Here is a 25,529-nt window from a genome sequence, read left to right as displayed (position 1 = left end):
TCTATAGGGTCATACTGGTTAGTGTTTTTGGTGTAAAGACATGGTTATTGTCGTTTACCCCATCTATTTTCACTCCCAGAGCTTGTGGAAAATTACCCATCATAGCCAAGACTGATTGTACCGGGCTTGAGGCAGATTTCCTCGGCAGCTGCTAAAGAGTTCAAGCGGACTTGAAGTTCGCCGGTGGATGCGACACCCACAATGACTCCAGAGCGTCCGTCTACGATGACAGAACGCCCCCTGCAACTGAGAAGCTCTACGTAAGCGGGAAGTAGGGCGTCTATTCCTTCTAGGGAAACGTGTCGATATCCGGATAAAATACCCTGCAAAGTTATTGCCGCTAATCTTTCCAAGGCGTTAGCGAACCGTGCGTGTAAGGCATTCGCTTCGATTGGCTGCTGCTGCAAAAAGGATTCCAGATTGATGCCAGTTTCCGGGACTGGATTCGCCCAGTTAATTCCCACACCCACAACGGCTTTGGTAATCCGTCCTTGTTGCACTCTAGTTTCGGTGAGAATGCCCCCTAATTTGCGTTTGCACAAGATTAGGTCATTTGGCCATTTAATCAACGCTGGGATGCCGTAACTCCGCAATGTGGTAGCAATTCCCCAAGCGCTGCATAGGGTCAAATGAGCGCTATTGGTTGCAACTAAATCGGGAGCTAGCGCGATAGATAGGTAAAGTCCGCCTGTACTGGATTGCCACTGGCGTCCCCACTGACCCCGCCCAGCGGTTTGCTGAAGGGCAATGACAACGGTTCCCGGTGTTGCTCCTCGATCGAGCAGTTCCCAAAGGGTTTGATTTGTGGAAGGTAAAGTCTCAAAGATATGGAAAGAAAGCGGTAGAGAAACATCCCCTAAAAAGGCTTCCAGACAATGCCGATCGAATGCCACGGTTGCTAACAAATTGATTCGTAGCATAAGTTAGCATAATGTCACCGATATTTCAGGAGTTCCGAATGGCGATGCTTTCCCGCACCAATTTGAACCTGGGCGCAGGAGAATCACAAACTTCTATAAATACCTGGCACTGGCGGACTTGGGAAGGATTGCCCTATCTAACTTGTAGCTTGCTAGAACGCTGGTCTCACGGATTTTTTACTCAACAATTTTCGCCCCGTTCTCCGGCAGAATTAGTCAGCGTTTTACAGCCGGATGCTAAGGTGTATCGCGTGAAACAGGTGCATGGCAATAGGGTGATGACGCCCTCCGAAATAGAAGCGGCAACCCGTGAGGGTCAAGAGGGGGACTCCCTACCCCCCGCTGATGGGATTGTCAGCGAGCAGGTTCAGCAGGCAGCATGGGTGTGCAGTGCCGATTGCACGCCGGTTTTAATTGCCGACCCCCAGACGGGACAGGTGGCAGCGATTCATGCGGGTTGGCGCGGGACTGCTACCCGAATTGTCCCCCAAGCGATCGCCCGTTTCCTAGCTTCCGGCAGTCAACTCCAAAATCTGCTGATTGCGATGGGTCCCGCGATCGCAGGTGATGTCTATCAGGTGTCTGTGAATGTGGCATCTGAAGTAGGAGCCAGCATCTTACCAGATAAAGATCCGCACAAAGATACAGAATCCATTCTTGATGCCTTGCAGCAGTTGCCACATTCACCGTTATTAGAAGATTCGCAACCAGGACGGGTGCGACTAGATGTGCGGCGAGTCAACCAGCTGCAACTGAAACAACTGGGAATTTCTAACGAACAGATCGCGATCGCGCCTCACTGTACCTACCAGGAACCAGACCGTTTCTTCTCTTACCGGCGGGACAAGCTCAAAAAAGTCCAGTGGTCGGGAATTGTAAGTAAATAAGCTGTTTTATTGTTTAGAAACGGGGCGCACGTTGAACGTGCGCCCCGTTTGTTGTTTGTGGATATACGTGCCAAAAAAATCGCCTCCAGTCCATGACTTGGAGGCGATCGCTACACAATTGGTCTAACTCAAACTAGAACACCTTGCTGTTTGTCTATTTTCCTGTTTTCAGGAGCATGAGCTAAACGTTTGTCTTCAAACAGATAGCGCGCTATCTGTTTGAGTTGTGACTATTGTTGAGTAGCAGGGGCTGTTGTATCGCTGGATGGGGCAGCATTTAAGCCTTCTGTACCACCTGTGGTTGGAGTAGTAGTCGATGTGCTGGCGTCATCATCATCATCATCATCATCATCGCCATCATCATCGCCCTCGTCATCGGCTTCAGGAGTCGATGTGTTCGCATCATCGTCATCGCCATCGTCATCACCATCATCATCGCCATCGTCATCACCATTGTCATTGGTGTTGGTGTTGGTGTTGGTGTTGTCGTTAGTGTTGGTGTTGGTGTTGGTGTTGTCGTTAGTGTTGGTGTTGGTGTTGTCGTTAGTGTTGGTGTTGGTGTTGTCGTTAGTGTTGGTGTTGTCGTTGGTGTTGGTGTTGGTGTTGTCGTTGGTTTCAGCGCCAGCGTCACCTTCCACGTTAGTAACCTGCTCGGTTGAAACCTGACGCAGACCGACCAACCCAAAACCTAGACGGCTTTCTGGTCCCACTGACTGATAGGCTGCGACTGCCCGACCTTTCTTCTGTTTGTAGGTACCGAGAGCCAGACCTCGGCTATTTTGGCGCACAACCAGCAATCTTTGCTTGCCACGACCTTTCTCTACAAAGACGCCAACAGGGCCACCAGACGTGGAAGCAACGTTGTAGACCTTATTAGAACTCTGGACGAAGGAATTAGACAGAGAAATCAGATTGAAAGTTGTGCTGTTGTAAATGGTGATAAGCGATCCGCCGTTCCCCTCGGCGCTAGTGCTGGTGCCACCACTTGTGCTGCCGCCTGTGCTACCAGTGCTGGTGCCGCCACCTGTGCTACCACCTGTGCTACCACCTGTGCTACCACCTGTGCTGCCACCTGTGCTACCGCCGAAGCTACCACCGCCGCTGGTGCCGCCGCTGGTACCTGTGCCTGTGCTACCACCACCGAAGCTGCCGCTAGAGTTGTTGATAACGGTGTTAAAGTTACCACCATTTTGGAAGATGAGGTTGTAGCTCAAGCTTGTTTTAGAACCAAAGCCTGTGTTCTGGCCTGTAGCTGCACCTGCACCAGTCGAGTAGGAGCTGCTGCTGCTCTGGTAAGAGGTATTGCTTGTAGAAACATCATATCCACTCGTTCCACCCAATTGGCTGGCAACTGCACCAACAGTGAACTGGGTACGGCCTTGACTTTCACCTTTGAGTTTGAAGGCACTCCCTCCTTCTTGCCCAAATTCAAACTGTGTTTTGCTGTTATCGCTTAGATAGCCAACCGTGCTGTTGCCATTAATTGTGGTGATGCCATTCCCTTCGCCTGTAACTTTGAACTTGATTGCAGAATTACTAAAACTGCTGGGATTTGTCAGCTCAAGCTTAGTAGTACCACCGAGTTTAATATCTGTGCCAACTCCGGTGCCCTCAATCTTGAATTTTTCGCCTTCAACTTTGAATTTGGTTTGAGCATTATTGCTGCTGAAGGCTACCTTGTTAGTGCTGCTAAAGGTTTGTGCGTCGGCAGTGCCGGTGCCACTAGCGGTTGTAATTTGACTACTTGTTTGTGAGTCGTCGCTATCGGTTGTAGTTGCGGTGTCAGTATCGCAACCGCAGGGAGTTTGAGTACCAGATTGCGTGCCGGTTGCGGTCGTAGTTCCGCTGGTTGTGCCGGTGCCGGTTGCGGTTGTGGTGCCACCTGTTGTGGTGCCGCCTGTTGTGGTGCCGCCTGTTGTGGTGCCGCCTGTTGTGGTGCCACCTGTTGTGGTGCCACCTGTTGTGGTGCCGCCTGTTGTGGTGCCGCCTGTTGTACTAGGTTGATCGGAAAAAGTGCTGCTTAAGGTGCCGAATCCTTGACCTTCTAGCTCAAATTTTGTCTTTTGCCCCAAGCTAGTAGATGGAGGAAGAGGAACAGAGCTGCCGCCATTGAACTTCAGGGATGTCGGCAAACCAATATTGCCCGCAGTGAGTTTACCTTCAAAATTACCAACTTCTAAAACCCCAGATTTGGCAGTGTAGTTAGCCTGAGACTGAGTAGATAGTTGGACGTTTGTAACGGGCAGGAAAACCAGCGGAGCCGAACCTGTCTCCTTAGGAGCAATCAGCGAACCGCCCAAAAAGGCGCTGCTGGCAAAAGAATTCAGAGTAAAGTCTAGTTTCGTGGGGATGTTCGAGAAGGGAACAGCTGCGCCACCAGAAGTGAAGGCTAGACCGGATAGGGTACCGACTAAGCTACCTTTGTCATCTTTTCCAGGACGACCAACGTTGCCAGCACCGACGTCTTTGAAGTCTGCTGCCTGGGGTACGAAGCGAGCAGAGCTGGTGTTACCGGAAGTTGTTTGCAGTTGCAGCGTGGTGACGGCAGCGTCAAACAAAACTGGGCTACTTGTACCACCAGTAGTCCCAGTAGTAGTCTGTGACTGTAAAGGTGAAAAGAAGGCAGCTTGCCCTCCTAACAGACCGCCTGTGATCGAAATCGACTGAGATTGAGTGCTTGTAGCGGAAGTAGAAGTCGTAGTAGGAGCAGCAGTCGTAGTCGTCTGAGCGTGAGCTGTGGGAGCCAGAGCGATCGCCAAGCCTCCAGCGATACCGAAACAAACAGCATACTTAGTTGATTTCGCAATCATGTTAGGACTCCATCAGTGAGTATAAGAGGACAGGGTGAATAGCAGAATCTAGCTCAATTCGATAGTCAACAGGGGATCATAAGTTTCTTCAGCATTCATCCTGAGCAAGCTCAGAACTACAAGTATTAGAAGAGAGTAATAACAGCATCCTGATTGAATAAGCATTAGGGCAAGTGTGACTAGCATTAAGTAGAACTAGGTCATACTTGCTTGGCTTTGCTTGTGCCCGTGTTTGGATAAATGACTGTTTGGTTTCTCAACGAGTTCCCAGTTTTTTGCAAAGTTTTTGTAAAGTTATTTACCCGTTTTATATACGTAAATACACTTAAAAAATTGTTCTATTTTCGGCTGTTGCGAGGTTTGCGTTGAAATTACTTACGAAGTTATTTGTAATGTTTTTATAAAATTATCAGGGAGATCCTTGAATGAATCTCCCTGACAAAGCGATCGCTATTTTTCAGCCCACTTTTAGAAAGTAAAAGTGGTTCGGATGGCACCGATTGTGATTGTGTCGTTGTCCTGGTTGTGAAGCGGATTAAATAATACGATCACCCCTGGCGTGACCGTAATATTGTCAGAAACCCGGAAGCGGTAGAAAGCTTCTATGTGAGTTGTACTTCCTGGCTGACCGCCTTCATCTCCAAAGCCACCCTCACTAATAAAATCAGGGTAGTTTCTTCCAATTGGCAGGTCACTACTGGTAATTTTGGGCGGCTGACCGACATAAATACCGCCGAGGTTGCCTTCACCAAGCAGATCGGGGAAATTGAGGTAAGCCATCCAATTGAATGTCTCTACATTTCCTGATATTCCTTGCGGGTCAGAAGTCGTGTAGCCGCCCCAACCGCCAATTGTAATGTTGGGCGTTGCTCGGAATTCTAAACTGGCACCAAAAGCATTCGTATTAATCGGCCCTCTGCCTGCCGGAGTCGGGAGGAGAACCAAATCGTCGCCAACGCCAGTCCCCAATCTTCCAAACGGAGAGTAGGAGTTGACGTATTGCAGAGCAATATCAAGCGTATTCAGCGGCGATACGACTAACTGCAAGCCAGCTGCGGTTTCTCCATCTTGTCCACCGCCGATACCCCCACGAAAAGCATCTGCGGGTCTGCTGGCAGAGTAGACGCCTTGTAAACTGATCCGTGGATTGACTTGCCAGTCAAAGCCTAAGCCTCCACGTCCCCCGGTATTAATAATTGGGTTGCGTTGAGCAAAGCGGGAAAGCGGCCCTTGACCGGCACTTTCTACGCGGTTTGCTCCCCGGAAAACGTTCACTGGGTTGACCCCTTCCGGACCGATGATGAAGGCAAAATTATTACCGATTAACTGACGATAAGTGAGGTCGCTCAGTACAATGTCGTTCCCAGTGTCTCCTTCATATCCCAAGAAGACCATGTCGTTGTTGAGCAAACGAGGTCCCGAATTTCCAGAACCCGCTTGCAATCCAGTCAGCAGCAGGCTGCGAGGACTGAACTGGGTGAACAAACTTAACTGGACGTTGCTAATGACGTTGGGATTTGTATTCTGGTCTTCTAATCGGTTCCCAGTTGATTTTCGGTTCAGGAACAACTCAAATTCATTCTCATTGCGTCCCTGAACGCCGACGACTGCCTGTCCAAATAGCTTCGTCGTGGTTGAGAACTGATGGCTTTCCAAGAAGGCGGTACGACCTTCCAGGTTATCTACCCGCGTCCGTAGGGTCGCCAGTTCCGGTCCAAACTCATCAACGAGTCGTCGCAGGGTTTCTAAATCCGCTTCGGTAGCTGCATCAGCCGAACTAGCAGCAATTAATTTCTCAATTTGCTGAAGACAGGCATTTACCCCTGCGGCAAATTCATAGCGACTGAGTGCCCGGTTGCCGCGAAAAGTGCCATCAGGATAGCCTGCAATACAGCCGTAACGCTCTACAAGACTTCGCAATGCTTCGTAAGCCCAGTCGCTTGGTTCCACATCGCTCAACTGGGACACATTGGTGACTTGATCCAATGGGTTGGCTTCCATGTCCTCTGGGTTTCCCATTTCCAAAGGATCGCCCGCTGGAAGCACTTGTTCGCTAGCCTCTTCAGAGGGCAGCGCTTGAGCTTGCAGGGTGTTAGGATTGCTAACAGTTGCTGCGTCTACAAGAGTGCGAGCCTCTTTTGTTGTTGCAGAGGCAGTGGAAGATGCATCCAAGCTGCGACCGCTAGCGGACAAAATAGGAGACTTTGTAGTCGAAAATTTTGGTAAACTAGCTGCCGGTTGCAACTGGCTTGTTTCAGTTGGGGGGGTTAAATTTACCGCAGTGGCAGATTCTTGAGTTGCCGCGAAACTAGGCGAACTTGCTGCCGATTCCGTCTGCGATGCTTTTAGTTCTGGCAGTACATTCGCCGATGCGAGTGTTCCCTCGGATGCAGCTGCCGCCAGCGAATTTGCTGTCGTTTTTGCCTCGGTTACATCCGTTCCTGTCGCTAAATCTGTAGATGTCGAGAATCCCTGAGTTGAAGACTGGACTGCCTCAGCAGCTGTGGTTGGGTCGATATCGGTGGCTGCAATCGCCGGGGAGAGGCTAACTGCTAGTAAGCCAAAGGCTGTAAACACTAGCGCTGAGGATGCTGTTTTCTCTATTCTCCACTGGGATTTCACGGGTCTAAAACTCCTCAAAACACACCATACTTGCTGGAATTCTACAACAATATTGTGTCAGTCGCTACTAACGCTTTGGATTCCTTTTCATTCGCTAGGGATTGAGGTTGGCAGGTGACGTTTACCCAAAAGGAAAGTTCCTGGCTGAGTTTCTTTTTTTTTATGATCGCTGACAAAAAATTGCTCCTAGGGATTAACGGAGAAGCAATTTTTCTACACGGAGGTTTGATACTCCCCGCCTAATTACTCAATGTCATGTGAGACAAAGTGTGCGATCTCAGATGAACACAGCCGAAACAGGCGCGATCGCTTCTTCTGGGTCAAATTAGTTTATAAATCCTAACAATGAGTCTCCGAGCGATTTTCAACATCATTTCTGTTTCGTTCGTGCAATAGAGATTGTGCAAATAATTGTCAACTTTCATCTACAATTACCAAATTCAACTAACGCTGCCGCCGGTAGTGTAGAAAAACTTCTTGCTCAATCGACTCGACTGACAAGAGTTCCAGCCTAGGTGCAAAATCTGCCAAAAATCCAGAACCTTCTACTGGCGTCGGTGCTGTCGCTCCTCCTAAAATTAACGGACAAACCGTGAACCAGAATTCATCGATTAAATCAGCCGCCACTAAAGCACCTACGAGTTCCCCACCTCCTAGGACAGCGAGATGTTCCAAGCCTAGCTCCCAGAGCTGTTGAAAAGCAGCAATCCAGCTAATTCCATCGGTCGTTGCCTCCACTTCTAGAACCCGCTCAAATTCTGAGCATCCTTGCCAGCGCTTGGCACCTGCCTCTCCTGTAAGTAACCACCGAGGTATGGGTTGACGAAAAAAGCGCCATTGCGGATCTAGATTGGCTGATTGAGAGCAAACAATTTGGACTGGTTGGAGCGATCGCCCTCTCTGTTGTCGCCAGCGGAGCAAATCGGGATTCGTGACGCTCAGCGTCGTACCGTAAGCGCGGAGAGTCCCTGCGCCAAATAAAACTCCGTCCGCTTGGGCAATCTGTTTTTCCAGGTGCGCCAGATCCGCTGGAGACGAAAATCGGGCGCGATCGCGACGAATATCCGCAATCTTGCCATCGGCACTCATTGCCAAAACAACTGTCGTAGAAGGGCGTTTCCAGACAAATCCCGTCATCGCTGCTGGTCGCTCAAATATTTAATTAAAGTTTAAGAATTGCTTATATTACGGGAATTAGTGTAGAGATTCCACAAAGTCAACCTTTCCAGAGTATACGAGGATCTGGAACCGTTCTAGGATGGAATGGATCTGTCAAACAGTATCGCTCTACCAACACGATTAACCCAGAAAAAAGTAGGCTAATCAATACCCCCATTCTGATGGGGTGATTTTTGAGAATTCTTGCTATTGGGTTTTACACCTCAAATTAGAGAAGTCCTATGGCTAAGCCGGGTCAATCCTCCTTCCGTCGCATCCTGCTGTCACGCATTTTGCTTTTGAGCGTCCCGGTACTGCTGATGGGGGTGTATGTAACCTACAGAAAAGCACGATCTAGCATACTGGAAACCGCTCGCCAAAATCTTACCGAAAGTGCAGTGAGAAAAGGAGAGAGCATGAGCGAGTCAATTAAAGCGCTCTCTGCCAACTTAGTGACTGCAAGTGAAGCAGTCGTACTGCAATCGCGATCGCCAGAAGCGCATCAAAAATTTTTAAACCAACTCGCCCAACAATTGCCAACGCAAGTCCAGTGCATTCAACTCATCAACGTTGAGACGGGAAACATTGCTGCCAGCACTTGTGGGGAGAAACCCATCAGTACGCTAGATGCAAGTCACTGGCCCCAGCAGCAACAGGAATTACTGTTAGATACTTCCAAGGTGCAGGTGAAATCGCTGCTTCCAGGCATCTCCCCCCTGAATTCAACTGTTAAAGAAAATCAACCCAGCCCAAAAAGCCAACTAAGATTGATTTTCAGTGCGCCTGTTTATGACAGCACGGGTTCTCTGCGTTATGCCCTGAGTGTCCAATCAGCTCTACTGAAACAAGAGCGTGCCAAACCAGGGTCTCTGAGTGGCTATCCAGTGGTGATTGACCAGGATGGAACCATTTTGGCGCATCCGATTACCCAGCGAGTTGGAAGAAATATTAAGCAGGAGGCAGATGGGGAAAGGCTCGAAACGGTCATGAAAAACGCGATCGCGGGTAGAAATGATTTTCTGCACTTGTTTTCTTTCGAGAAAAACGGTGTGGAATTACTCGCAGGGTATACCCCGATTCCCAGTCCGATTAGCAACCAGCTGGATCGCCAGTGGGTTATCTTAGCCGTCACTCGCTTAGATAGTGCCTTATCGGGTCTAAAAGAAATTCAACAGGTGCTGGTGATTCTGACATTTGGCTTAATCGCCGCTAGCCTGCTGGCAACGCTGTATATCTCTCGCGAACTGGCGCTGCCATTGGAGCAATTGAGAGACTACGCTGGGTCGAAAGGGCACTTTCACTCTACAGATCGAGTTCCTCAAAACTTCAAAATCCGGGAATTCAATCAATTATCGGAAGCCCTCGATAATATGGTGGAGCGACTGAAAGCATGGGCAGAAGAAATCGAAACAGCCTGGAAAGAAGCACAAGCAGCGAATCAGCTGAAAAATGAGTTTCTAGCGAATACTTCTCACGAACTAAGAACTCCCTTGAATGCGATCATTGGTTGCATTCGCCTGGTACGCGATGACTGCTGCGATGACCGCGAAGAAGAGATGGATTTCTTACAGCGAGCGGATGATGCAGCGATTCACCTCCTGGGAATCATCAATGACGTTCTGGATATTGCCAAAATTGAAGCGGGTAAGCTTTCCGTCGTTATGGAGGCAGTCGATCTGCGAAAGTTGCTTAAGGAAGTGATTGATTTACAGGCTGTTCCGATTCAGCAAAAAGGTTTGCAGTTTAATACGCCAGATTTGCCAGAATCGATTCCTGTTCGTACTGACCCCGCAAAACTCAAGCAGGTGCTGCTAAATGTGGTTGGCAATGCGACTAAATTTACTGAAAAAGGCAGCGTTACGATTACCACCCGGATAGAGACTAGTTATGGCAAAGAACAGGCAGTGGGGAATTCTGTCCCTCCTAGCTCTCATTTATCGAATGGGGTCGCTCAAGCCGCGACAGTGAGTCATGAAGAACAAACAAAAATCCAGGCGGCGGCATCTGTGGGCAATGGGCAAGAAGTTAGAGGAGAAGATGCCTCTAGCATCTCGAATGGAGCTTCTAACATTTCTCGAAGCCTTCTAACAGGAACTACGAACTCTCTCAAAGAGCGTCTCGTCCCTTCTGCGCGTGTTGTTGTAACAGTTCACGATACAGGGATTGGTATTGATCCGAATCAACAGCATAAGCTCTTTCGCCCCTTTGTCATGATTGATGGCACGACGACTCGGAAATTTGGCGGCACAGGTCTGGGACTCGCAATTTCTCGGAACTTAATGGAACTGATGGGAGGTAGCATCACGCTATCAAGTGCAGGAGCTGGTCTGGGCACAACTGTGGAGATTGCCGTGCCCATGATTGATACTTCAGTGTTGCCAACTCTTGAGTCTACGAATGCGGCAAAAAATTAAGAATTCAGCTATCTGTTTGACTGCGGAATGAAACCCACTCCTCGTTAACGAGGAGGGGTTTATAGAAGGCATCTCAATGGTGAAAATTTCCCTCAGACTCTTTCTCAATCTCTCTGTTTACATACAGGGAAACGTAAGATTTCGCGATCGCCTTGAAAGAGGAAAAATTGAAGAAGCTTTAATTTTTCACGGACAGGGGAACTGTAACCGTCAGTCCTCCCTGTTGTAAAGATTCGCTCAGACATCGAAGAATCTGTACCAGCTGGGCACCCACCCATCCCGAAGAAATCTCTGAAGATTGGTTCTGGTGGATACAGCTCAAAAAGCGATCGCAAACTCGCCCTAAAGGTTCGCCCGGTTCTATGCTCAATACTTCCCGGCTTTGATTGGCTGGCGTATAAGGGCCAGCACTGGTATTTTCAAAGCGTCCATGCTGAATGCTTAGCGGTGCCTCTGCTTGTAACTCATCAAAAATCAAAGTTCCCTCACTCCCCACCACACACAGGCGACGCTGTTTATCAGGATTCAGCCAGCACAGATGAATGAAGGCTTGAAAGCCGCTAGGGTAGGTGAGTGTCGCCCAAACAAGGTCTCTTAAAGGATGAAGAATCTGGGGTGAGGGAGGAGTGTCAGAATTGACTCCATCTTTCATTCCGGCTTCTTGGTGCAAAAAAACGGTGCCATTGGCTTGCACCTGAGTTGGCGTTGCCTGAAGCCAGTTGTTGAAAATATTAATATCGTGGATGGCTAAGTCCCAGAGTGCATCAACATCCTGGCGCACAGGGCCTAGATGGGTACGGGTGGCGTAGCCATAGCGCAAATCTCCGAGAATTCCAGATTGGATTGCGGTTTTACCGCGTTCAACTGCTGGGTGAAACAAATAGGTGTGGTCTACGAAGAGTTGTCGGTGCTGTTGTTCTGCTAATCGGCACAGTTCTATGGATTCAGACGGATCGAGGGTAAGTGGTTTTTCTGATAAGACGTGATAGCCTTGCCGGAGAGCATCAGCGATCAAGGTGTAGTGCGTCGTGGCTGGGGTTGCGATCGCAACTGCCTCGACTTCCGGCATCTGCTGCACCTGGGACCATTCGGTTGTTAGCAGCACGCTGTCATCTAACTTAAACCGTTCTCGAAGTGCTTCCAGGCGCTCCTGCTTCGGGTCTAATACCGCGACCAAGCGGGATTGAGGATGCTCTAGGAAATTCCGCACGAGATGTACACCCCAGCGTCCAGCCCCCAACACAGCAATTCCAGTTTTCATCGTTGTTTATTGTTCGTTGTTCATTAAAGACTGGCTAATTGTTCTTTGTCATTCCCCATTAACCAGTCTTCAATTAGCCATGAACTAGGCTAATTGCTAATGGCTAAAAAAGCTTCCCTCGCCGCAGCTTGTTCGGCAGCTTTTTTAGAATGTCCCTTGCCTTGACCCAATCGACGCCCTTGCAGCCAAACCTCGGCAGTAAAACGCTCTGGATCGCCGTGAATTCGTCTGGTTTCCTCGACTCGATATTCTGGCAGTATTTGGTAATGACCTTGCGTCCATTCCTGGAGGGCGTCCTTGTAGTTTTGATAGGCTGGGTCTGTCCGAATTTCGGATGCCAGTTGTTTAAAATGAGAATCTAGCCACGGACGCACCAGCTCTAATGTATGCGTACTCAGGTACAGGGCACCCAACACCGCTTCAAAGGCGTCTGCCAACCGCGAGGTAAGACCTGCTTTGTCACCTGCTGCACTTTCAGAAATTAACAGGTAGCGATCTAGTCCGTAACTATCTGCAATACCGGCTAAGGTGCGATCGCTCACCAGTACCTTGCGAATTGCCGAAAATTCACCCACAGAACAATCAGGATAAACTTCCCATAAAAATTCAGACGCTGCCATCCGCACTACCGCATCCCCCAAGAACTCCAATTGCTCATAGTTCGCCGTTGTCGAAATTGTGGGGTGGGTGAGCGCTAAGTTGAGGAGCGACCACTGCACTGGTACCTGCGGTGGAAGCCCTAACTTTTGGATCAGACTTTGCAGCTGCTTTTGACGAGGAGGATAGCTGAGATTCATGGGAATGCGTTGGACTTAGGGGAACCCCAATCATTTTTGCAACATCACTGAACAGCGCCTCAACCTGAGCCATCAGTTCTCGTTGAATTGGTAAGAGGTGGACTTCTTCCCGGAGTTTTTGCTGCAAATCGCGCAGGCGGGCGATGGGTTGACGCAACTTGGAGATTGTCTGCTCTAAGTGTTTGGCACGTCTGAGTTGTAACACGACATCCCCGCTGAGCTGGGTCTTCTGTTCGATGAGTACCGCCAGCATTTTAGCGATCGCCATCACAGTCTGACCGTCTTCCTCATTCCATTGCTTTGGTTCTCTACCACCAACCGTCACCACACCGTAAACGCGACGACGACCTTGCAGCGGCGCTGCCATTAGCGTTTGAGCCGTGGGCATCAGGGGTTCCATCAAACCATTCTGGCGCACATCTTCAACATAAATCAATCTACCCTCACTGATTGCTTTACCGCTAGCTCCATCGCTAATTCCGACAATTGGTTTGTTGGTACTGATGTTGCCTGCTGCGGAAACTACCATAAAATTGTCATTGTTCAAGTTGAGGGCGATGACGGCATCGGCGGCACCAAAATTGGTAAATAATATCTGCACCGCATCTCGCAATATACAAGGCAAAGGCTGATACTGCGATAGAGCGGTGGAAAATTTATGCAAGGTAGAAAGCTGCACCCAACGGCGGTGACTCGTGAGTTCGGCTTCTTTAAGCCGTCCCAGCAAGCGTCCATTAATTTCGGCAATGTGGGCACTTTGCTGAACGTAGTTTCGCGTTCGGATCGGCTGGTAAAACGTCCCCATAACTTGGGACATCAGCAACGAAACCCGCGCCACTACCTCTTCATCGTAAGACCACAGCCCATCAAAGCTTTGACTACTGCTGTTGCGTTCTGGCCCTTCCACGGCTTGAGTCAATACCGCCGTCCAGAAATCGGGGGTATCAACCAGCCAAAACCGCTCCCTGGACAAGGCTGAGTTAGGCTCAAGCCCAATAAATTCGATTCCCGGAATTTCGGGGGGATGAACGTCGGGAACACCAAATATAAAGACCCGCCGACATACCTCACCTAAGTAACTATATCGACGGAGATGTTCAAGGAAGTGAGAGAAACGCTGGAAGCCAGCAAACAAATCAACCGGAAGTTTGTGGTTGAGCAACTGATCTTCGAGGAGATCGCCGATAACGTTCATCGTTGCGATCGTGTGAATACCGCGCAATTCTTGGTATTGGTTCGCAATCGAGCGGAACAATGATATGTCCACTAAGCCACCCTGATTAACAAGAGTTCAAAATCGTGTAAATATCGCTTCTGGCAGACAGATTACCGCTAAATGCTACGGGTGGCTATGCAAAATTTCTTGAAGTCTTGACTTTTGTGACTGCATCAAGAGAAAAACAAGCTCATTTTTACATGAAGCTTCACTGAATTTATTAATTAAATTGATTTAGCCTGAGAAAAGGATTACTTTTCCGACCGCTCGTCCTTGCAGCCTCTACTAGCGCGATCGCGATCGCCAATCAACACTGGGCTTTGCTCGTCCTGTTTTGCCGGGAAGACTCGATAGGCGATCGCTCAATTTACCCAATTTTTCAAATGCCTGTTGAGCCGGAGAGTTTCTCGATCTAGACTCACCCTCGCCTCTCTAGCTCTTGTTCACAACAGTAAAGCAATTTAAGGGAGAGAGTCGGTCATAAGCCGGGTTCTGTTCTCCACAGCAGCAGTGCCGCTGGAAGGGCGGTTATCTATCTGGGACGCCTGTTACCAGACGCCTCAAGCGGTTTTAAAACGGAATCGGAAAAAGACCAACCGTGATTCCCTACCTTGCTCCCAACCGGGGTTTACCGAGCCAGCGCCTCTCGACGCTGCTGGTGCGCTCTTACCGCACCTTTGCACCCTTACCGGGATAATTAAACATTAAAAATTCTTCATTTTGCATTTTTAATGTTTAATTATCCCGGCGGTATCTTTCTGTGGCACTATCCTCACGGTCGCCCGCACTGGGCGTTACCCAGCAAGTTTGGTCTTTCGGGAGCCCGGACTTTCCTCAGACTCGCACAAACGGCAAATCTGCAACCACCTGCGCCTACTCTCTCCCGTTCTTCAGTGTGGCATATTCAAGAGCTTTAGAGAGCGAATTCTCGCTTTTGAATTCTCACTTTGCCGATGGAGTTTTCAGGAAAAATTGAAGCCCCCCGCCTGAATTTCGATTATCCTGAATAAAGGGAATGATTTACGTAACTTAATAATTCTGCTGGTTACTGGACTTATGAGATGCATCATCAACCGCCGCGCTCAGTTTTCGGCGAGCCACCGTTATTGGCTGCCAGAACTGAGTCAAGCGGAGAATATACAAGCGTTTGGTCGCTGCACTCAGTCGCCCGGACACGGTCACAACTACGTTTTGTTTGTCTCCCTTGCCGGGGATCTGGATGAGTATGGCATGGTGCAAAACTTGTCTGAAGTCAAACGGGTGATCAAACAGGAAGTCACCAGTCAGCTAGACTTCTGTTATCTCAACGATGTGTGGTCGGAATTTCAACAAACCCTACCCACTACAGAAAACATCGCGCGAACCATTTGGCAGCGTCTAGCACCTCACTTACCGTTGGTAAATATTCAACTATTTGAACATCCCGAACTCTGGGCTGACTATCAAGGAAACGGAATGGAAGCTTATCTGACAATTGGTACCCACTTTAGCGCCGCTCACAGACTGGCTCATCCGAACCTCAGTTACGAAGAGAACTGCGAGATTTATGGCAAATGCGCTCGTCCCAACGGTCACGGGCACAACTACCACATGGAAGTAACAGTTCAAGGCGAAATTGATCCGCGCACAGGGATGATTGTGGATTTAGGAGCCTTAAACAAGGTAGTAGAAGATTATGTGGTTGAGCCGTTTGACCATACTTTCCTGAACAAGGATATCGCCTACTTTGCCCAAGTTGTTCCCACCGCTGAGAATATTGCCATTCATATCCGGAATCTTCTGCAAGAGCCTATCCGGGAATTAGGGGCAAAGTTGCATAAGGTAAAACTGGTTGAAAGTCCGAATAATTCGTGTGAAGTATACTGTAGCGAAACCGCTCAAAACTTAGCGGGAATTCAACAGAGCGATCGCTCTCTAACGCCTGTATCTACTTGATGTTTTAGCCGGGAGGCGCAAATTTTTAGAAAATTTCGGGAACAAACCCGCTATCGATTTGCGTCTACCGAATCCTAAGCAGCGTTCGTCCAGTGGCAAGCAAGGGTTGCATTCCAACGCCTACAGCGATAAATTGTAAGGTTTTTTGAAAAATTTGTTCAAAGCATGAGAGCTTAACCAGCCGATCCGGGAACACTAAAAAGAGACGACCTAGCCTTATACCGCAAGTCGGTGCTAAGCGAATCAAGGTGTTGAGAAAAATATATGGATCGCCGCGTTAACCATCACAACAGCCAACAAGAGGGCGACCTACCTGAGGAGGAACGCATCACTGTTGTTCCTCCTACAGATATTAGCGCTCATAGCCAGCATCAGCCAAAAACCGATAATTACACCAAGGGAGAAGCCGATCGACTGCTGGAGCAAGGTGCCCAGCAGCACCAAAACGGTCATTTCGAGGCGTCACGACTATCCTTTCATCAAGCACTCACGGTCTACGGCGAACTTCAAGACCAGCGAGGACAAGGAAGAACGCTCGGCAATTTGGGGCTAGTGTACTATGCCTTGGGAAATTTTGCCAAAGCGGTTGAGTATTCTGGGCAAAGTTTAGCGATCGCCCAAAGTATCAACGATCAGCGATTGGAAAGTCAAGCGCTGGGAAATATCGGCAATGCCTACCGTCACTTAGGCAACCATGCCAAAGCCATTGAGTTTCAGCAACAAAGTCTGCTAGTCGTGCGGGAACTGAAAGACTTGAGTGCAGAAGTGGCGGCGCTGAATAATCTCGGACTAGCTTACAAGGCACTGGGAGACTACTCAGCCGCCATTGAATACCAGCATCAAAGTTTGATAGTGGCGCGGGAACTCCAAGACCAAGAGGCAGAAGGCCAGATCCTGAGAAATTTGGGAAATGCTTGCTACGCTTTGGGAGACTATGTCAAAGCGATCGCCTACTATAAGCAGCGTTTAGCACTCGTGCAGCAGACTGGAGATCACCGTATTGAGGTACAGATTCTGAGAAATCTGGGGAACGCCTGCTACGCAATCGGGGACTACTCTGCGGCGATTGACTATGGAGAGCAACGCCTAGCGATCGCTTCGGCAACGGATGACCTCCGCTCCCAAGAGCAGGCACTTTCGCATTTAGGAGTGGCTTACGAGGCATTGAGCAACTACGCTAAAGCAATTGACTACTATGAACAACGCTTAAGGATAGCGCGAATCCTCCAAGACAGCCGAGTCGAAGGGCAGGCTCTGGGAAGCCTCCGAGTTGCTTGCTATGCTTTGGGCGATTACGCCAAAGTGATGGAATACGACCAATAGCATTTAATTAAAAATAAAAATTTATAAGGCAATCTATGTATTGCCGAGAGCTTAGTTGCGCCCGAAAAGCTTACTAGGTATGTTTTTCAGCTTTAGTTTATAATCTATATCCGTACAGCGTAGATTGAGCTAAAAAGTTTCTTGATTTTTAATTTTTTATTTTCTCTAGCTACGTCCCGCTTTTGGGAGATGCATGGAGACCGCCCGCCCGATTATCACTAAGTTTTAACCGGAAAATTCTGGACTCAGCGAAGTGGTCTTGGGGTGTCTGATAATATGAGCAAGAGGAATTCACCCCGCAATTGTACCCAGCTATCTTGCCTAAACGATACACAATCGTACCTAAAACAACGATATGGAGGATATGGACACCATGCAAACTGATTATTCCGCTCCAGAGACCGAAAAAACCCAGGTAGAAATGAGAGTTGACGCCCCAGGCGAATTGGCAGCTCTACCCCCAGCCACCCAATCAACTGAAAAGTGGCAGCAAATTGGAGAACAAATTTCCGCATTTTTCGCAGAACTACCCGAATACTTAGGTGAGTTCTTCTCAGAGTACCAGCGCCCCTTGACCACTCTAGGTCTAATATTAGCTGGCATCATTACCGTGAAGGTGACACTGGCGGTTCTGGATGCGCTTAATGATATTCCTCTGCTAGCGCCGACCTTTGAACTGGTAGGAATTGGCTACTCAGCCTGGTTTGTATACCGCTACTTACTCCGAGCTTCTAATCGTCAGGAGTTGTCCGAGGAGTTTAAAGCTCTCAAGTCGCAAGTTGTCGGCGGGGATTCCAATAACTCGTAAATTTCTCATTTCCGCATAGCTCATTTCCGCACAGCATTGTTGCCCTGCGTCTCTGATTTTCTGACTTAGGGGTAGCACACTAGTGACTGCCCCTAATAATTTTAGTTGTAAATTTCTTAATACTGGTAGAAAGCGCGTGTGCCCATCACGTGATATTTTTAAGCGAGTCGAATCCAAAATATCATTTTGGATTTTAGCTTCTAGATTGTAGAAGACTGGCAGGAATTGCATCTCTACCACTAAGTTTGGCGCGATCGTGGGATTTGATCGTTGAATTTACCACCGCTCGCGGCTCATTTGCTCTCGCTGGGTGTAAAGTGTTCCACTGGCATAATTGTCCCGCTCAATTCCGCTCCACTTAAATCGGCTCCGTTCAAATCAGTTTCACTTAAGTCGGCTTGACTCAAATTCGCCTTAATTAAGTCAGTTCTATTCAGATTTACTCCAATGAGGAGGGCGCTAGTCAGATTGGCTTCACACAAGATTGCATCGCTGAGGTTGGCGTAGCTCAAGTTTGCCCTTCTCATATCTGCGCCAGTTAGATTTGCGCCTGTTAAGTTCGCTCCAGTTAACTCAGCACCAATCGGTTCGGTTTTAACGAGCCTTGTTCCAATCAGTCTGGCTTTATCAAAATTGGTTCCGATCAAGTCAGCACCCGTGAGATCGGCACCCGTGAGATCAGCACGACTCAAGTTTGCTCCACTCAGATCGGCACCTGTTAGGTTCACCCCCCGCAGGTTGGCTCCGGCTAGGTTAACTCCCTCCAGAATCGTCTCGCTGAAATCGACCTGGCGTAGGTTCGCTCCTTCCAGATTTGCCGCCTTCAAATCTAACTTCTGGAAATCCCGTTCTCCAGCAGCATATCGTGTTAAAACCTCATCCCCATCCATTTCTATTGCCTCTAAATTGCTTCCAGTTAGCGTGGACTTAGGAATTTTGGATTTTAGATTGATTTTCCATGAATTGCCAATCTAAAATCTGGCTGGCGATCGCGTACAGCCCTTTGGGCATGAAAACAGCGAAGCAAGGCGTTAGTTTAGGGCTGACTTGTCACTTCGCTACTCGTGCGTAGCTGCATTAGGCATGATGGCACCAGTCATATCGGCGTCACGGAAATTGACCCGATTTAGGTTAGCGTCAATGAGAACCGCTTCAGTGAGAATTGCCCCAGTCAGGTTTGACCAGCATAGTTTTGACCTGTACAAGTTAGCTCCGGTGAGATTCGCTCCTCGCAGAGTCGCCCAACTTACATTTGCTCCCCTCAGATTGGCTTTAATTAAGATGACATTTGTCAGATTGGTTCCGCTCATCTTGGCGCGGCTCAAGTCTGCTTGCGTGAGATTTGCTCCAATTGCACTGGCTCCATTTAAAACAGCGTTCGCTAAGTTGGCTTTCTCCAGGTTGGCTCCAATTAGAATGGCATTCGTTAAGTTTGCACCTTCCAGCACAGCTCCAATCAACGTAGCATTCGTCAAGTTGCTTCGACTTAAGGGTGCATCAATTAGTTTGGCTCCAGTCAGATTGGCATCGCGGAGAATAGTCTCGCTCAAAAGAGCGTGACTCAGGTTAGCTCCGGCGAGGTTAGCTCCGCTGAGATTGGCAGCTCGTAAACTCGCTTCAGTTAAAATCGCTTCGCTCAGGTTGGCGTCAATCAGGCTAGCGCCGATAAGATTTGCCTCGCTGAGATTGGCGCGGAGAACCGCTCCATTGAGATTTGCCTCCCGTAGGTTGACTCCGATTAGGTATGCCCCAATTAGATTTGCTTCGCGCAGGTCTGCTCCCCGCAGGTTCGCTTCGCTCAGGTCAATTCCCATCAGGTCTGCTCTTCGCAGACTTACCTCTCGAAAATCTCGTTCGCCTGCTGCGTAGAGACGTTTCAGTTCATCGGCATCCATCTAGACCTCCCTTCAGGGTACTGCCGCTACAGTCGTTAGGGATGGGGTTCAACCCCTCTCCTAGAGTGGCAGGAAAATAGCGATCGCAGTCTATGCCAACTGCCCAAGGGTGGGATGACAGACGCTCAAAGCCAAAAATAAAGGTTCTAATCGACGATTGGGATCGACACAGAACCATGACACATTGAAGCAGGAGGCGACACTCCCTAACCCTTGAGTGCGTAAAACCTCCTGGGTACACAGGTAGAGCGAACATTTGTTTAGATCCTTCACTTCGAGCGGGATTCAAAAACGGTAGAACTCGCGTTTGGAGCCTGGGTCAGTTTAATCGTTGGACATTCAGTCAGTGTAGATGCTTGAGCGAGTTTGCCTGTTGGATACTAGAACCAGTAGCCGTGAGGTTGAGAAAGCTTACACTATAACCGTAAGGTTAAGTGTGGGATAAAGTCACTATGCTTCACCGCGCCTAGAATTTTGGCGGAGGGGTGGCAATAGCGTACAGCCCTTTGGGCATGAAAACAGCGAAGCGAGGCGTTAGCCTAGCGCTGACTTGTTAGTTCGCGCATTTTCTATCAAAGATTTACAAGGCTGGAAACTCCTAAATAATCATGAGAACTAGAGGTTAATCTCTAGCTACTGAATCTTATTCCTAACTTGAGCGCTCAACTCCGCTCAATTAACTCTAATTGTTACAAAATAGCTGCCACCTGGTAGCTGTCAGCGGGTAGCTCTTTGACAAGAAGATTCCTGTAATCTAGTTATATGGGGAGACCTTCTCTCAAACACCAAACCTGCAAAGAGAATAGCCGATCCACCGAAAAGCAATCTTAAGGACAGAGAATGCCGGAGAATTTGAGAAGCCAAGTCGTCACCCAAGGCGTACAGCGATCGCCCAACCGGGCTATGTTACGTGCTGTTGGTTTTGGAGATGAGGATTTTACGAAACCCATTGTGGGAATTGCCAATGGGTACAGCACCATTACCCCCTGCAATATGGGGTTAAATGATTTAGCGAAACGGGCTGAAGCTGGAGCCAAGGTGGCTGGGGCGATGCCTCAGATGTTCGGCACGATTACCATCAGCGACGGCATTTCGATGGGCACCGAAGGGATGAAGTATTCCCTGGTGTCGCGGGAAGTCATCGCCGATTCGATTGAGACTGCCTGCAATGGGCAGAGTATGGATGGAGTCCTGGCAATTGGGGGCTGCGATAAGAATATGCCCGGAGCCATGATTGCGATCGCTCGGATGAATATTCCGGCTATTTTCGTGTATGGCGGTACGATTAAACCGGGACATCACAACGGGCGCGATTTGACGGTTGTGAGTGCTTTTGAAGCGGTGGGGCAACACAGTGCCGGAAAAATAGACACGGATGAGTTGCTGCAAGTAGAACGCAAGGCTTGTCCGGGTGCCGGTTCTTGCGGCGGAATGTACACTGCCAATACAATGTCTTCCGCTTTTGAAGCGATGGGGATGAGCTTGCCTTATTCTTCCACAATGGCAGCAGAAGATGCTGAAAAAGCAGAAAGTGCTGAGAAATCTGCTTTTGTCCTAGTAGAGGCAATTAAAAAACAACTTTTACCGCGACAGATTGTTACCCGAAAAGCGTTTGAGAATGCCATTTCTGTAATTATGGCAGTGGGCGGTTCTACGAATGCCGTGCTGCACTTACTCGCGATCGCTCATACGATTGGGGTCGAATTATCCCTGGATGATTTTGAAACCATTCGCGCCCGCGTTCCAGTTTTGTGCGACCTCAAGCCTAGCGGTCAGTATGTCGCCACTGACCTCCACAAAGCCGGTGGAATTCCCCAGGTGATGAAGATGCTCCTGGTACACGATTTGCTACATGGGGACGCCCTGACCATCACCGGACAAACCATTGCTGAAGTCTTGGCAGATGTCCCAGAACAGCCCCGTGCTGACCAAGATGTTATCCGTCCCTGGGATAACCCGATGTATGCTCAAGGGCACCTAGCTATCCTGAGAGGCAATCTGGCAACGGAAGGGGCTGTCGCCAAAATTACCGGCGTCAAAACCCCTTCAATAACCGGCCCAGCGCGGGTGTTCGAATCTGAAGAAGCTTCTTTAGCAGCCATTCTGGCTGGCAAGATCAACCGTGGAGATGTCCTAGTGATTCGCTACGAAGGTCCCAAGGGTGGCCCTGGAATGCGAGAAATGCTGGCTCCCACTTCTGCCCTGATTGGTGCGGGATTAGGGGATGCTGTTGGCTTGATTACCGATGGACGCTTCTCTGGTGGGACTTACGGCATGGTTGTCGGTCACGTAGCCCCAGAGGCGGCTGTAGGAGGCGCGATCGCGCTCGTGGAAGAAGGCGATACGATTACAATTGATGCACGCGATCGCCTGTTACACCTTCATCTACCCGATGAAGAGCTAGAGCGTCGTCGCGCTGCTTGGCAACCGCCTAAACCGCGTTATACAACTGGCGTACTGGCAAAATATGCCAAGTTAGTTTCTTCTAGCAGTGTCGGTGCCGTGACGGATTTAGATTTGGGTTGAAAACAGTCTTTAATTGTTAGATAAACCAAAAAATGAAGTATAAAAGAAGAACCCTGAAGTTTCTCTTTATACTTCATTTTTTTATAGCTTTTAATGCAGATTAACAATAATGAACAGCGATAAACTTCCTCCTGGTAGGATGGGATTGCCGGTGCTTGGCGAAACACTTGCGTTTGTGTTCGACCCCAAATTTATCGAAAAGCGCTATCAGCAATATGGCTCTATCTTTAAGAGTCATGTTATTGGCAAACCTACGGTTTTTATAGTGGGGCCAGAGGCAGCTGAATTTGTTCTCTCCAGCCACATGGATTGTTTCTCGTGGCGCGAAGGGTGGCCCAACAATTTTAAAATGCTGCTGGGCGAATCACTATTTGTGCAAGATGGCGAGGAGCATCGGAGAAATCGCCGCCTGATGATGCCAGCTTTGCATGGCGCAGCGTTAGGAAACTACGTTGCCACAATGGAGTCGATTACGCAAAGCTATCTCGAAAAATGGCAGCAGAAACAGGAATTTACCTGGTTTGATGAGTTCAAACTGCTAACGTTTGATATTGCTAGTCAATTATTGCTGGGTACGAATCCGGGGCCAGAAGCGGTACGGTTGAGCCAGTTGTTTACAAGACTAACGAATGGGCTGTTTGCCATCAATCCGCTGCCTTTACCGTTTACGCAGTTTGGGAAAGCGATCGCGGCTCGTAACGAAATCTTAGAGCATTTGGGCAAGGTGGTGCGCGATCGCCAGCAACATCCGACTAAAGACGTTCTCAGTCTTTTATTACAAGCTAAGGATGAAGACGGTAACGGCATGAGCGAAAAGGAAATCCGCGCCCAAGCAATGCTGTTACTCTTCGCTGGGCATGAAACGACCACTTCGATGCTGACTTGGTTGTGCCTGGAGTTAGCCCATCACCCAGAGGTGCTGCAACGCGCCAGGGAAGAACAGCAGCAGCTTGCGGCTAGGGGAGGGGTGAATTTAGAACAATTGGGGCAAATGCCTTATCTAGATCAAATTCTCTGCGAGACTGAACGACTGCATCAGCCCGTCGGGGGCGGATTTCGCGGCGTCGTCAAACCATTTGAGTTTAATGGCTTTCAAGTTCCATCTGGGTGGCAAGCGGTGTATTCGATTATCGGGACTCATCGACTATCAACGGTTTATTCTGAACCAGAGCGTTTCGATCCAGACCGCTTCAGCCCCCAACGGCAAGAACACAAGCAGCGTCCCTTTAGTTTAATTGGTTTCGGCGGTGGGCCGAGAATTTGTATTGGGATAGCATTTGCGAAAATGGAGATGAAAATTGTAGCCGCCCACTTACTACGCAGTTATCAATGGGAACTATTACCGAATCAACGCCTTGATTCAGTAGAGATTCCTACCAGCCACCCAAGAGATAGGCTGCGGGTTCGGTTTCAACCGTTGCAAGTGCTATGTGAAAAATAGGAGTGACGCGATCGCTCTGGTTCGGGAAAGCGATAACATCACAATTGAGGAACCAAAGGCTCTATAAGAACAAACGCAGCAAAAAGCGTTTAGCTCTGGTGGTGTTATGTCTAATCCAATTCAAACAGCGATCGCTTCTTCTATCAATGAATGGCTGCAAGCTCACCCCTCCGTCTTGCGGCTACTTCAGGTATTCATCTGGGCGACGAATCACCCAATTGTCAGCTTAGTTGTTTTGTTGTTTGCGATAGCGATCGCTGGGAGCTTAATCAAAGCCGTTGGTCGCTTAATTGAAACAACTAGCTTATCAATCTTGAAAGCTCCTTTTAAGCTAATTCAGCTCTTATTTGGAGTTAGTTTTCAATCAATCTCCAAGTTTGGAGGCTTAGCTTTCAAACAGTTAACGGGTGCTAAGAACGCTGAAATCCCAGCTTTACAAAATTCAAACTCTCACTCTATTGAGAAGGATAAACATCAACGGCTGGTAGAGATTTCCTCTAGGCTAGAAGCCATTCAGAAGGAACAAAACGAGCTTTTACAAGAAGTAGCAGTAATCCTCGCTTCAAAGAAAGAAAAAATCGATATAGAAGTTTGAATTTAATTTTAAAATATATACAAATTATTCTGAGATGGCTAATCTAATTAACATAGACAGCTATTTCTCTCCTATCTTAGCTATTGAAACTACAAAAGCTATTCCTTCTGATAGCCTAAAATATAAACAAGAATTTCACGAAAGTTTATAAATCGCTAAATATTGGGTGGTCAATATACAATATCAATTACTTGCTTTTGGGAGCGCTGATGATGGGAATAGGCGGATTATCCACTCTCAACTTTAACCAGGATTTACAAATTCTTCGCTTTAAGAAGCTTTACAGCCCAGATTCCGCAGGTTGCTGGTAGAGTCAGAGGTATTTTTAAGCAATGACTCAACAGCCCACCAACATCCAAGTCAAAGATATCGATCATTTAGGCATCGTGGCAGGCATCATCGACCAGATGAGTTGGGTCGATGAAATTAATCAATTAGTCGGCACACACTCACTTGAACAAGTGAGTACAGGACAAGTCCTCAAAGCAATGATTCTTAATGGTTTAGGCTTCGTGGCTGCTCCGTTGTATCTGTTCGCTCAGTTCTTTGAAGGGAAAGCCACGGAGCATTTGATTGGAGAGGGAGTCAAGCCAGAACACTTAAATGATGACCGATTGGGACGAGCTTTGGACAAATTCTACCAAGTGGGAGCGACTCAAGTGTTCACGACTCTGGCAATGAAAGCGGTAGAACAGTTTGGGGTATCGGTGACAAGCATCCATCTAGACTCCAGCTCATTTCATGTAGATGGAGAGTATGTATCCGAGTGTAGCGAGAACTCTTCGAGCCAGGAGTCTGCCGCCACTAGTAATTCGGAAACCTCAAGCGAGTCAGCTAGTCCTCAAGAGCCGGAAGGGGACGAACCAAAACCGATCACTATTACCCACGGTTACTCAAGAGACCACAGACCTGACCTCAAAC

19 protein-coding genes and 1 other RNA gene are annotated in these 25,529 nt (G+C 48.6%); 9 read left to right on the top strand and 11 right to left on the bottom strand.

Annotated elements, in window-relative coordinates; all coding sequences use genetic code 11:
- Window positions 1-92: 92 nt before the first annotated feature.
- Entirely contained in the window at window positions 93-920 is an 828-nt protein-coding gene (locus tag H6F50_RS17440) for a biotin--[acetyl-CoA-carboxylase] ligase (RefSeq protein ID WP_190429672.1), read from the bottom strand.
- Between the two features lie 95 nt (window positions 921-1,015).
- Between H6F50_RS17440 and pgeF the strand changes: the two genes are divergently transcribed.
- On the top strand, window positions 1,016-1,807 hold the full coding sequence (gene pgeF, locus H6F50_RS17435) for a peptidoglycan editing factor PgeF (RefSeq protein ID WP_190429690.1): 792 nt from the start codon (window positions 1,016-1,018) through the stop codon (window positions 1,805-1,807).
- Window positions 1,808-2,037: 230 nt separating this feature from the next.
- Here the strand turns inward: pgeF and H6F50_RS17430 are convergent, their stop codons facing one another.
- The 3 genes from H6F50_RS17430 to H6F50_RS17420 all read right to left on the bottom strand — a co-directional run bounded on the left by H6F50_RS17430 (window position 2,038) and on the right by H6F50_RS17420 (window position 8,376).
- Window positions 2,038-4,617, bottom strand: a complete 2,580-nt coding sequence (locus tag H6F50_RS17430) for a hypothetical protein (protein ID WP_190429671.1) — start codon at window positions 4,615-4,617, stop codon at window positions 2,038-2,040.
- A gap of 468 nt (window positions 4,618-5,085) precedes the next feature.
- Window positions 5,086-7,239, bottom strand: coding sequence for an iron uptake porin (locus H6F50_RS17425; RefSeq protein WP_347277177.1), 2,154 nt, complete (start codon window positions 7,237-7,239; stop codon window positions 5,086-5,088).
- A 444-nt stretch (window positions 7,240-7,683) separates the two neighbouring features.
- Window positions 7,684-8,376, bottom strand: a complete 693-nt coding sequence (locus H6F50_RS17420; protein ID WP_190429670.1) for a RibD family protein — start codon at window positions 8,374-8,376, stop codon at window positions 7,684-7,686.
- 263 nt (window positions 8,377-8,639) lie between these two features.
- Between H6F50_RS17420 and H6F50_RS17415 the strand changes: the two genes are divergently transcribed.
- Window positions 8,640-10,811 carry an ATP-binding protein gene (locus H6F50_RS17415; RefSeq protein ID WP_190429669.1) on the top strand — a complete coding sequence of 724 codons (2,172 nt, stop codon included), beginning with the start codon at window positions 8,640-8,642 and terminating at the stop codon, window positions 10,809-10,811.
- Window positions 10,812-10,989: 178 nt separating this feature from the next.
- Here the strand turns inward: H6F50_RS17415 and H6F50_RS17410 are convergent, their stop codons facing one another.
- The 4 genes from H6F50_RS17410 to rnpB form a co-directional block, all read right to left on the bottom strand.
- Window positions 10,990-12,072: a Gfo/Idh/MocA family oxidoreductase gene (locus H6F50_RS17410; RefSeq protein ID WP_190429668.1), complete on the bottom strand. Its 1,083-nt coding sequence runs from the start codon at window positions 12,070-12,072 to the stop codon at window positions 10,990-10,992.
- An 89-nt stretch (window positions 12,073-12,161) separates the two neighbouring features.
- Complete coding sequence (gene rnc, locus H6F50_RS17405) at window positions 12,162-12,791, bottom strand: ribonuclease III (protein ID WP_190429694.1); 630 nt, start codon at window positions 12,789-12,791, stop codon at window positions 12,162-12,164.
- Complete coding sequence (locus tag H6F50_RS17400) at window positions 12,727-14,136, bottom strand: DICT sensory domain-containing protein (RefSeq protein ID WP_190429667.1); 1,410 nt, start codon at window positions 14,134-14,136, stop codon at window positions 12,727-12,729. Before H6F50_RS17400 ends, rnc begins: the two co-directional genes overlap by 65 nt.
- 414 nt (window positions 14,137-14,550) lie before the next feature.
- Window positions 14,551-14,966, bottom strand: an RNA gene (rnpB, locus tag H6F50_RS17395) — RNase P RNA component class A.
- 175 nt (window positions 14,967-15,141) lie between these two features.
- On the opposite strand from rnpB, the gene H6F50_RS17390 reads away from it, so the two are divergent.
- From H6F50_RS17390 to H6F50_RS17380, 3 genes are all read left to right on the top strand, one after another.
- On the top strand, window positions 15,142-16,020 hold the full coding sequence (locus tag H6F50_RS17390; protein WP_190412802.1) for a 6-carboxytetrahydropterin synthase: 879 nt from the start codon (window positions 15,142-15,144) through the stop codon (window positions 16,018-16,020).
- A 264-nt stretch (window positions 16,021-16,284) separates the two neighbouring features.
- Complete coding sequence (locus tag H6F50_RS17385) at window positions 16,285-17,343, top strand: tetratricopeptide repeat protein (RefSeq protein ID WP_190412803.1); 1,059 nt, start codon at window positions 16,285-16,287, stop codon at window positions 17,341-17,343.
- 421 nt (window positions 17,344-17,764) lie between these two features.
- The gene (locus tag H6F50_RS17380; protein WP_347275920.1) at window positions 17,765-18,151 is read left to right on the top strand and encodes a CAAD domain-containing protein; all 387 of its coding nucleotides are present in this window, start codon (window positions 17,765-17,767) and stop codon (window positions 18,149-18,151) included.
- A 293-nt stretch (window positions 18,152-18,444) separates the two neighbouring features.
- Here H6F50_RS17380 and H6F50_RS17375 read toward each other — a convergent pair whose 3' ends face one another.
- The 3 genes from H6F50_RS17375 to H6F50_RS17365 all read right to left on the bottom strand — a co-directional run bounded on the left by H6F50_RS17375 (window position 18,445) and on the right by H6F50_RS17365 (window position 20,224).
- The gene (locus tag H6F50_RS17375; RefSeq protein ID WP_190412805.1) at window positions 18,445-19,041 is read right to left on the bottom strand and encodes a pentapeptide repeat-containing protein; all 597 of its coding nucleotides are present in this window, start codon (window positions 19,039-19,041) and stop codon (window positions 18,445-18,447) included.
- 168 nt (window positions 19,042-19,209) lie between these two features.
- Window positions 19,210-20,046 (bottom strand): pentapeptide repeat-containing protein, encoded by an 837-nt coding sequence (locus tag H6F50_RS17370; protein ID WP_190412806.1) that lies wholly within the window; start codon window positions 20,044-20,046, stop codon window positions 19,210-19,212.
- Window positions 20,033-20,224: a hypothetical protein gene (locus tag H6F50_RS17365; protein ID WP_190412807.1), complete on the bottom strand. Its 192-nt coding sequence runs from the start codon at window positions 20,222-20,224 to the stop codon at window positions 20,033-20,035. Before H6F50_RS17365 ends, H6F50_RS17370 begins: the two co-directional genes overlap by 14 nt.
- 662 nt (window positions 20,225-20,886) lie before the next feature.
- Here H6F50_RS17365 and ilvD point away from each other — a divergent pair.
- From ilvD to H6F50_RS17345, 4 genes are all read left to right on the top strand, one after another.
- Window positions 20,887-22,572 carry a dihydroxy-acid dehydratase gene (gene ilvD / locus H6F50_RS17360; RefSeq protein ID WP_190429666.1) on the top strand — a complete coding sequence of 562 codons (1,686 nt, stop codon included), beginning with the start codon at window positions 20,887-20,889 and terminating at the stop codon, window positions 22,570-22,572.
- A 109-nt stretch (window positions 22,573-22,681) separates the two neighbouring features.
- Window positions 22,682-24,013, top strand: a complete 1,332-nt coding sequence (locus H6F50_RS17355; protein ID WP_190429665.1) for a cytochrome P450 — start codon at window positions 22,682-22,684, stop codon at window positions 24,011-24,013.
- A gap of 106 nt (window positions 24,014-24,119) precedes the next feature.
- The gene (locus tag H6F50_RS17350; RefSeq protein ID WP_190429664.1) at window positions 24,120-24,608 is read left to right on the top strand and encodes a hypothetical protein; all 489 of its coding nucleotides are present in this window, start codon (window positions 24,120-24,122) and stop codon (window positions 24,606-24,608) included.
- Window positions 24,609-24,940: 332 nt separating this feature from the next.
- Window positions 24,941-25,529, top strand: a 589-nt coding sequence (locus H6F50_RS17345) for an IS1634 family transposase (RefSeq protein WP_190429663.1), incomplete at its 3' end; no start/stop codon positions are given.

Origin of the sequence: Coleofasciculus sp. FACHB-712 (genome assembly GCF_014695635.1) — a bacterium.
Lineage (GTDB): Bacteria > Cyanobacteriota > Cyanobacteriia > Cyanobacteriales > FACHB-T130 > FACHB-T130.
This window is presented reverse-complemented; position numbering and strand designations above follow the sequence as displayed.

Coding starts and splice junctions, on each gene's coding strand:
- H6F50_RS17440 (WP_190429672.1), bottom strand. CDS start 920: ATGCTACGAATCAATTTGTTAGCAACCGTGGCATTCGATCGGCATTGT.
- H6F50_RS17430 (WP_190429671.1), bottom strand. CDS start 4,617: ATGATTGCGAAATCAACTAAGTATGCTGTTTGTTTCGGTATCGCTGGA.
- H6F50_RS17420 (WP_190429670.1), bottom strand. CDS start 8,376: ATGACGGGATTTGTCTGGAAACGCCCTTCTACGACAGTTGTTTTGGCA.
- H6F50_RS17415 (WP_190429669.1), top strand. CDS start 8,640: ATGGCTAAGCCGGGTCAATCCTCCTTCCGTCGCATCCTGCTGTCACGC.
- H6F50_RS17410 (WP_190429668.1), bottom strand. CDS start 12,072: ATGAAAACTGGAATTGCTGTGTTGGGGGCTGGACGCTGGGGTGTACAT.
- H6F50_RS17390 (WP_190412802.1), top strand. CDS start 15,142: ATGAGATGCATCATCAACCGCCGCGCTCAGTTTTCGGCGAGCCACCGT.
- H6F50_RS17385 (WP_190412803.1), top strand. CDS start 16,285: ATGGATCGCCGCGTTAACCATCACAACAGCCAACAAGAGGGCGACCTA.
- H6F50_RS17380 (WP_347275920.1), top strand. CDS start 17,765: ATGAGAGTTGACGCCCCAGGCGAATTGGCAGCTCTACCCCCAGCCACC.
- H6F50_RS17375 (WP_190412805.1), bottom strand. CDS start 19,041: ATGGATGGGGATGAGGTTTTAACACGATATGCTGCTGGAGAACGGGAT.
- H6F50_RS17370 (WP_190412806.1), bottom strand. CDS start 20,046: ATGGATGCCGATGAACTGAAACGTCTCTACGCAGCAGGCGAACGAGAT.
- H6F50_RS17365 (WP_190412807.1), bottom strand. CDS start 20,224: ATGGTTCTGTGTCGATCCCAATCGTCGATTAGAACCTTTATTTTTGGC.
- ilvD (WP_190429666.1), top strand. CDS start 20,887: ATGCCGGAGAATTTGAGAAGCCAAGTCGTCACCCAAGGCGTACAGCGA.
- H6F50_RS17355 (WP_190429665.1), top strand. CDS start 22,682: ATGAACAGCGATAAACTTCCTCCTGGTAGGATGGGATTGCCGGTGCTT.
- H6F50_RS17350 (WP_190429664.1), top strand. CDS start 24,120: ATGTCTAATCCAATTCAAACAGCGATCGCTTCTTCTATCAATGAATGG.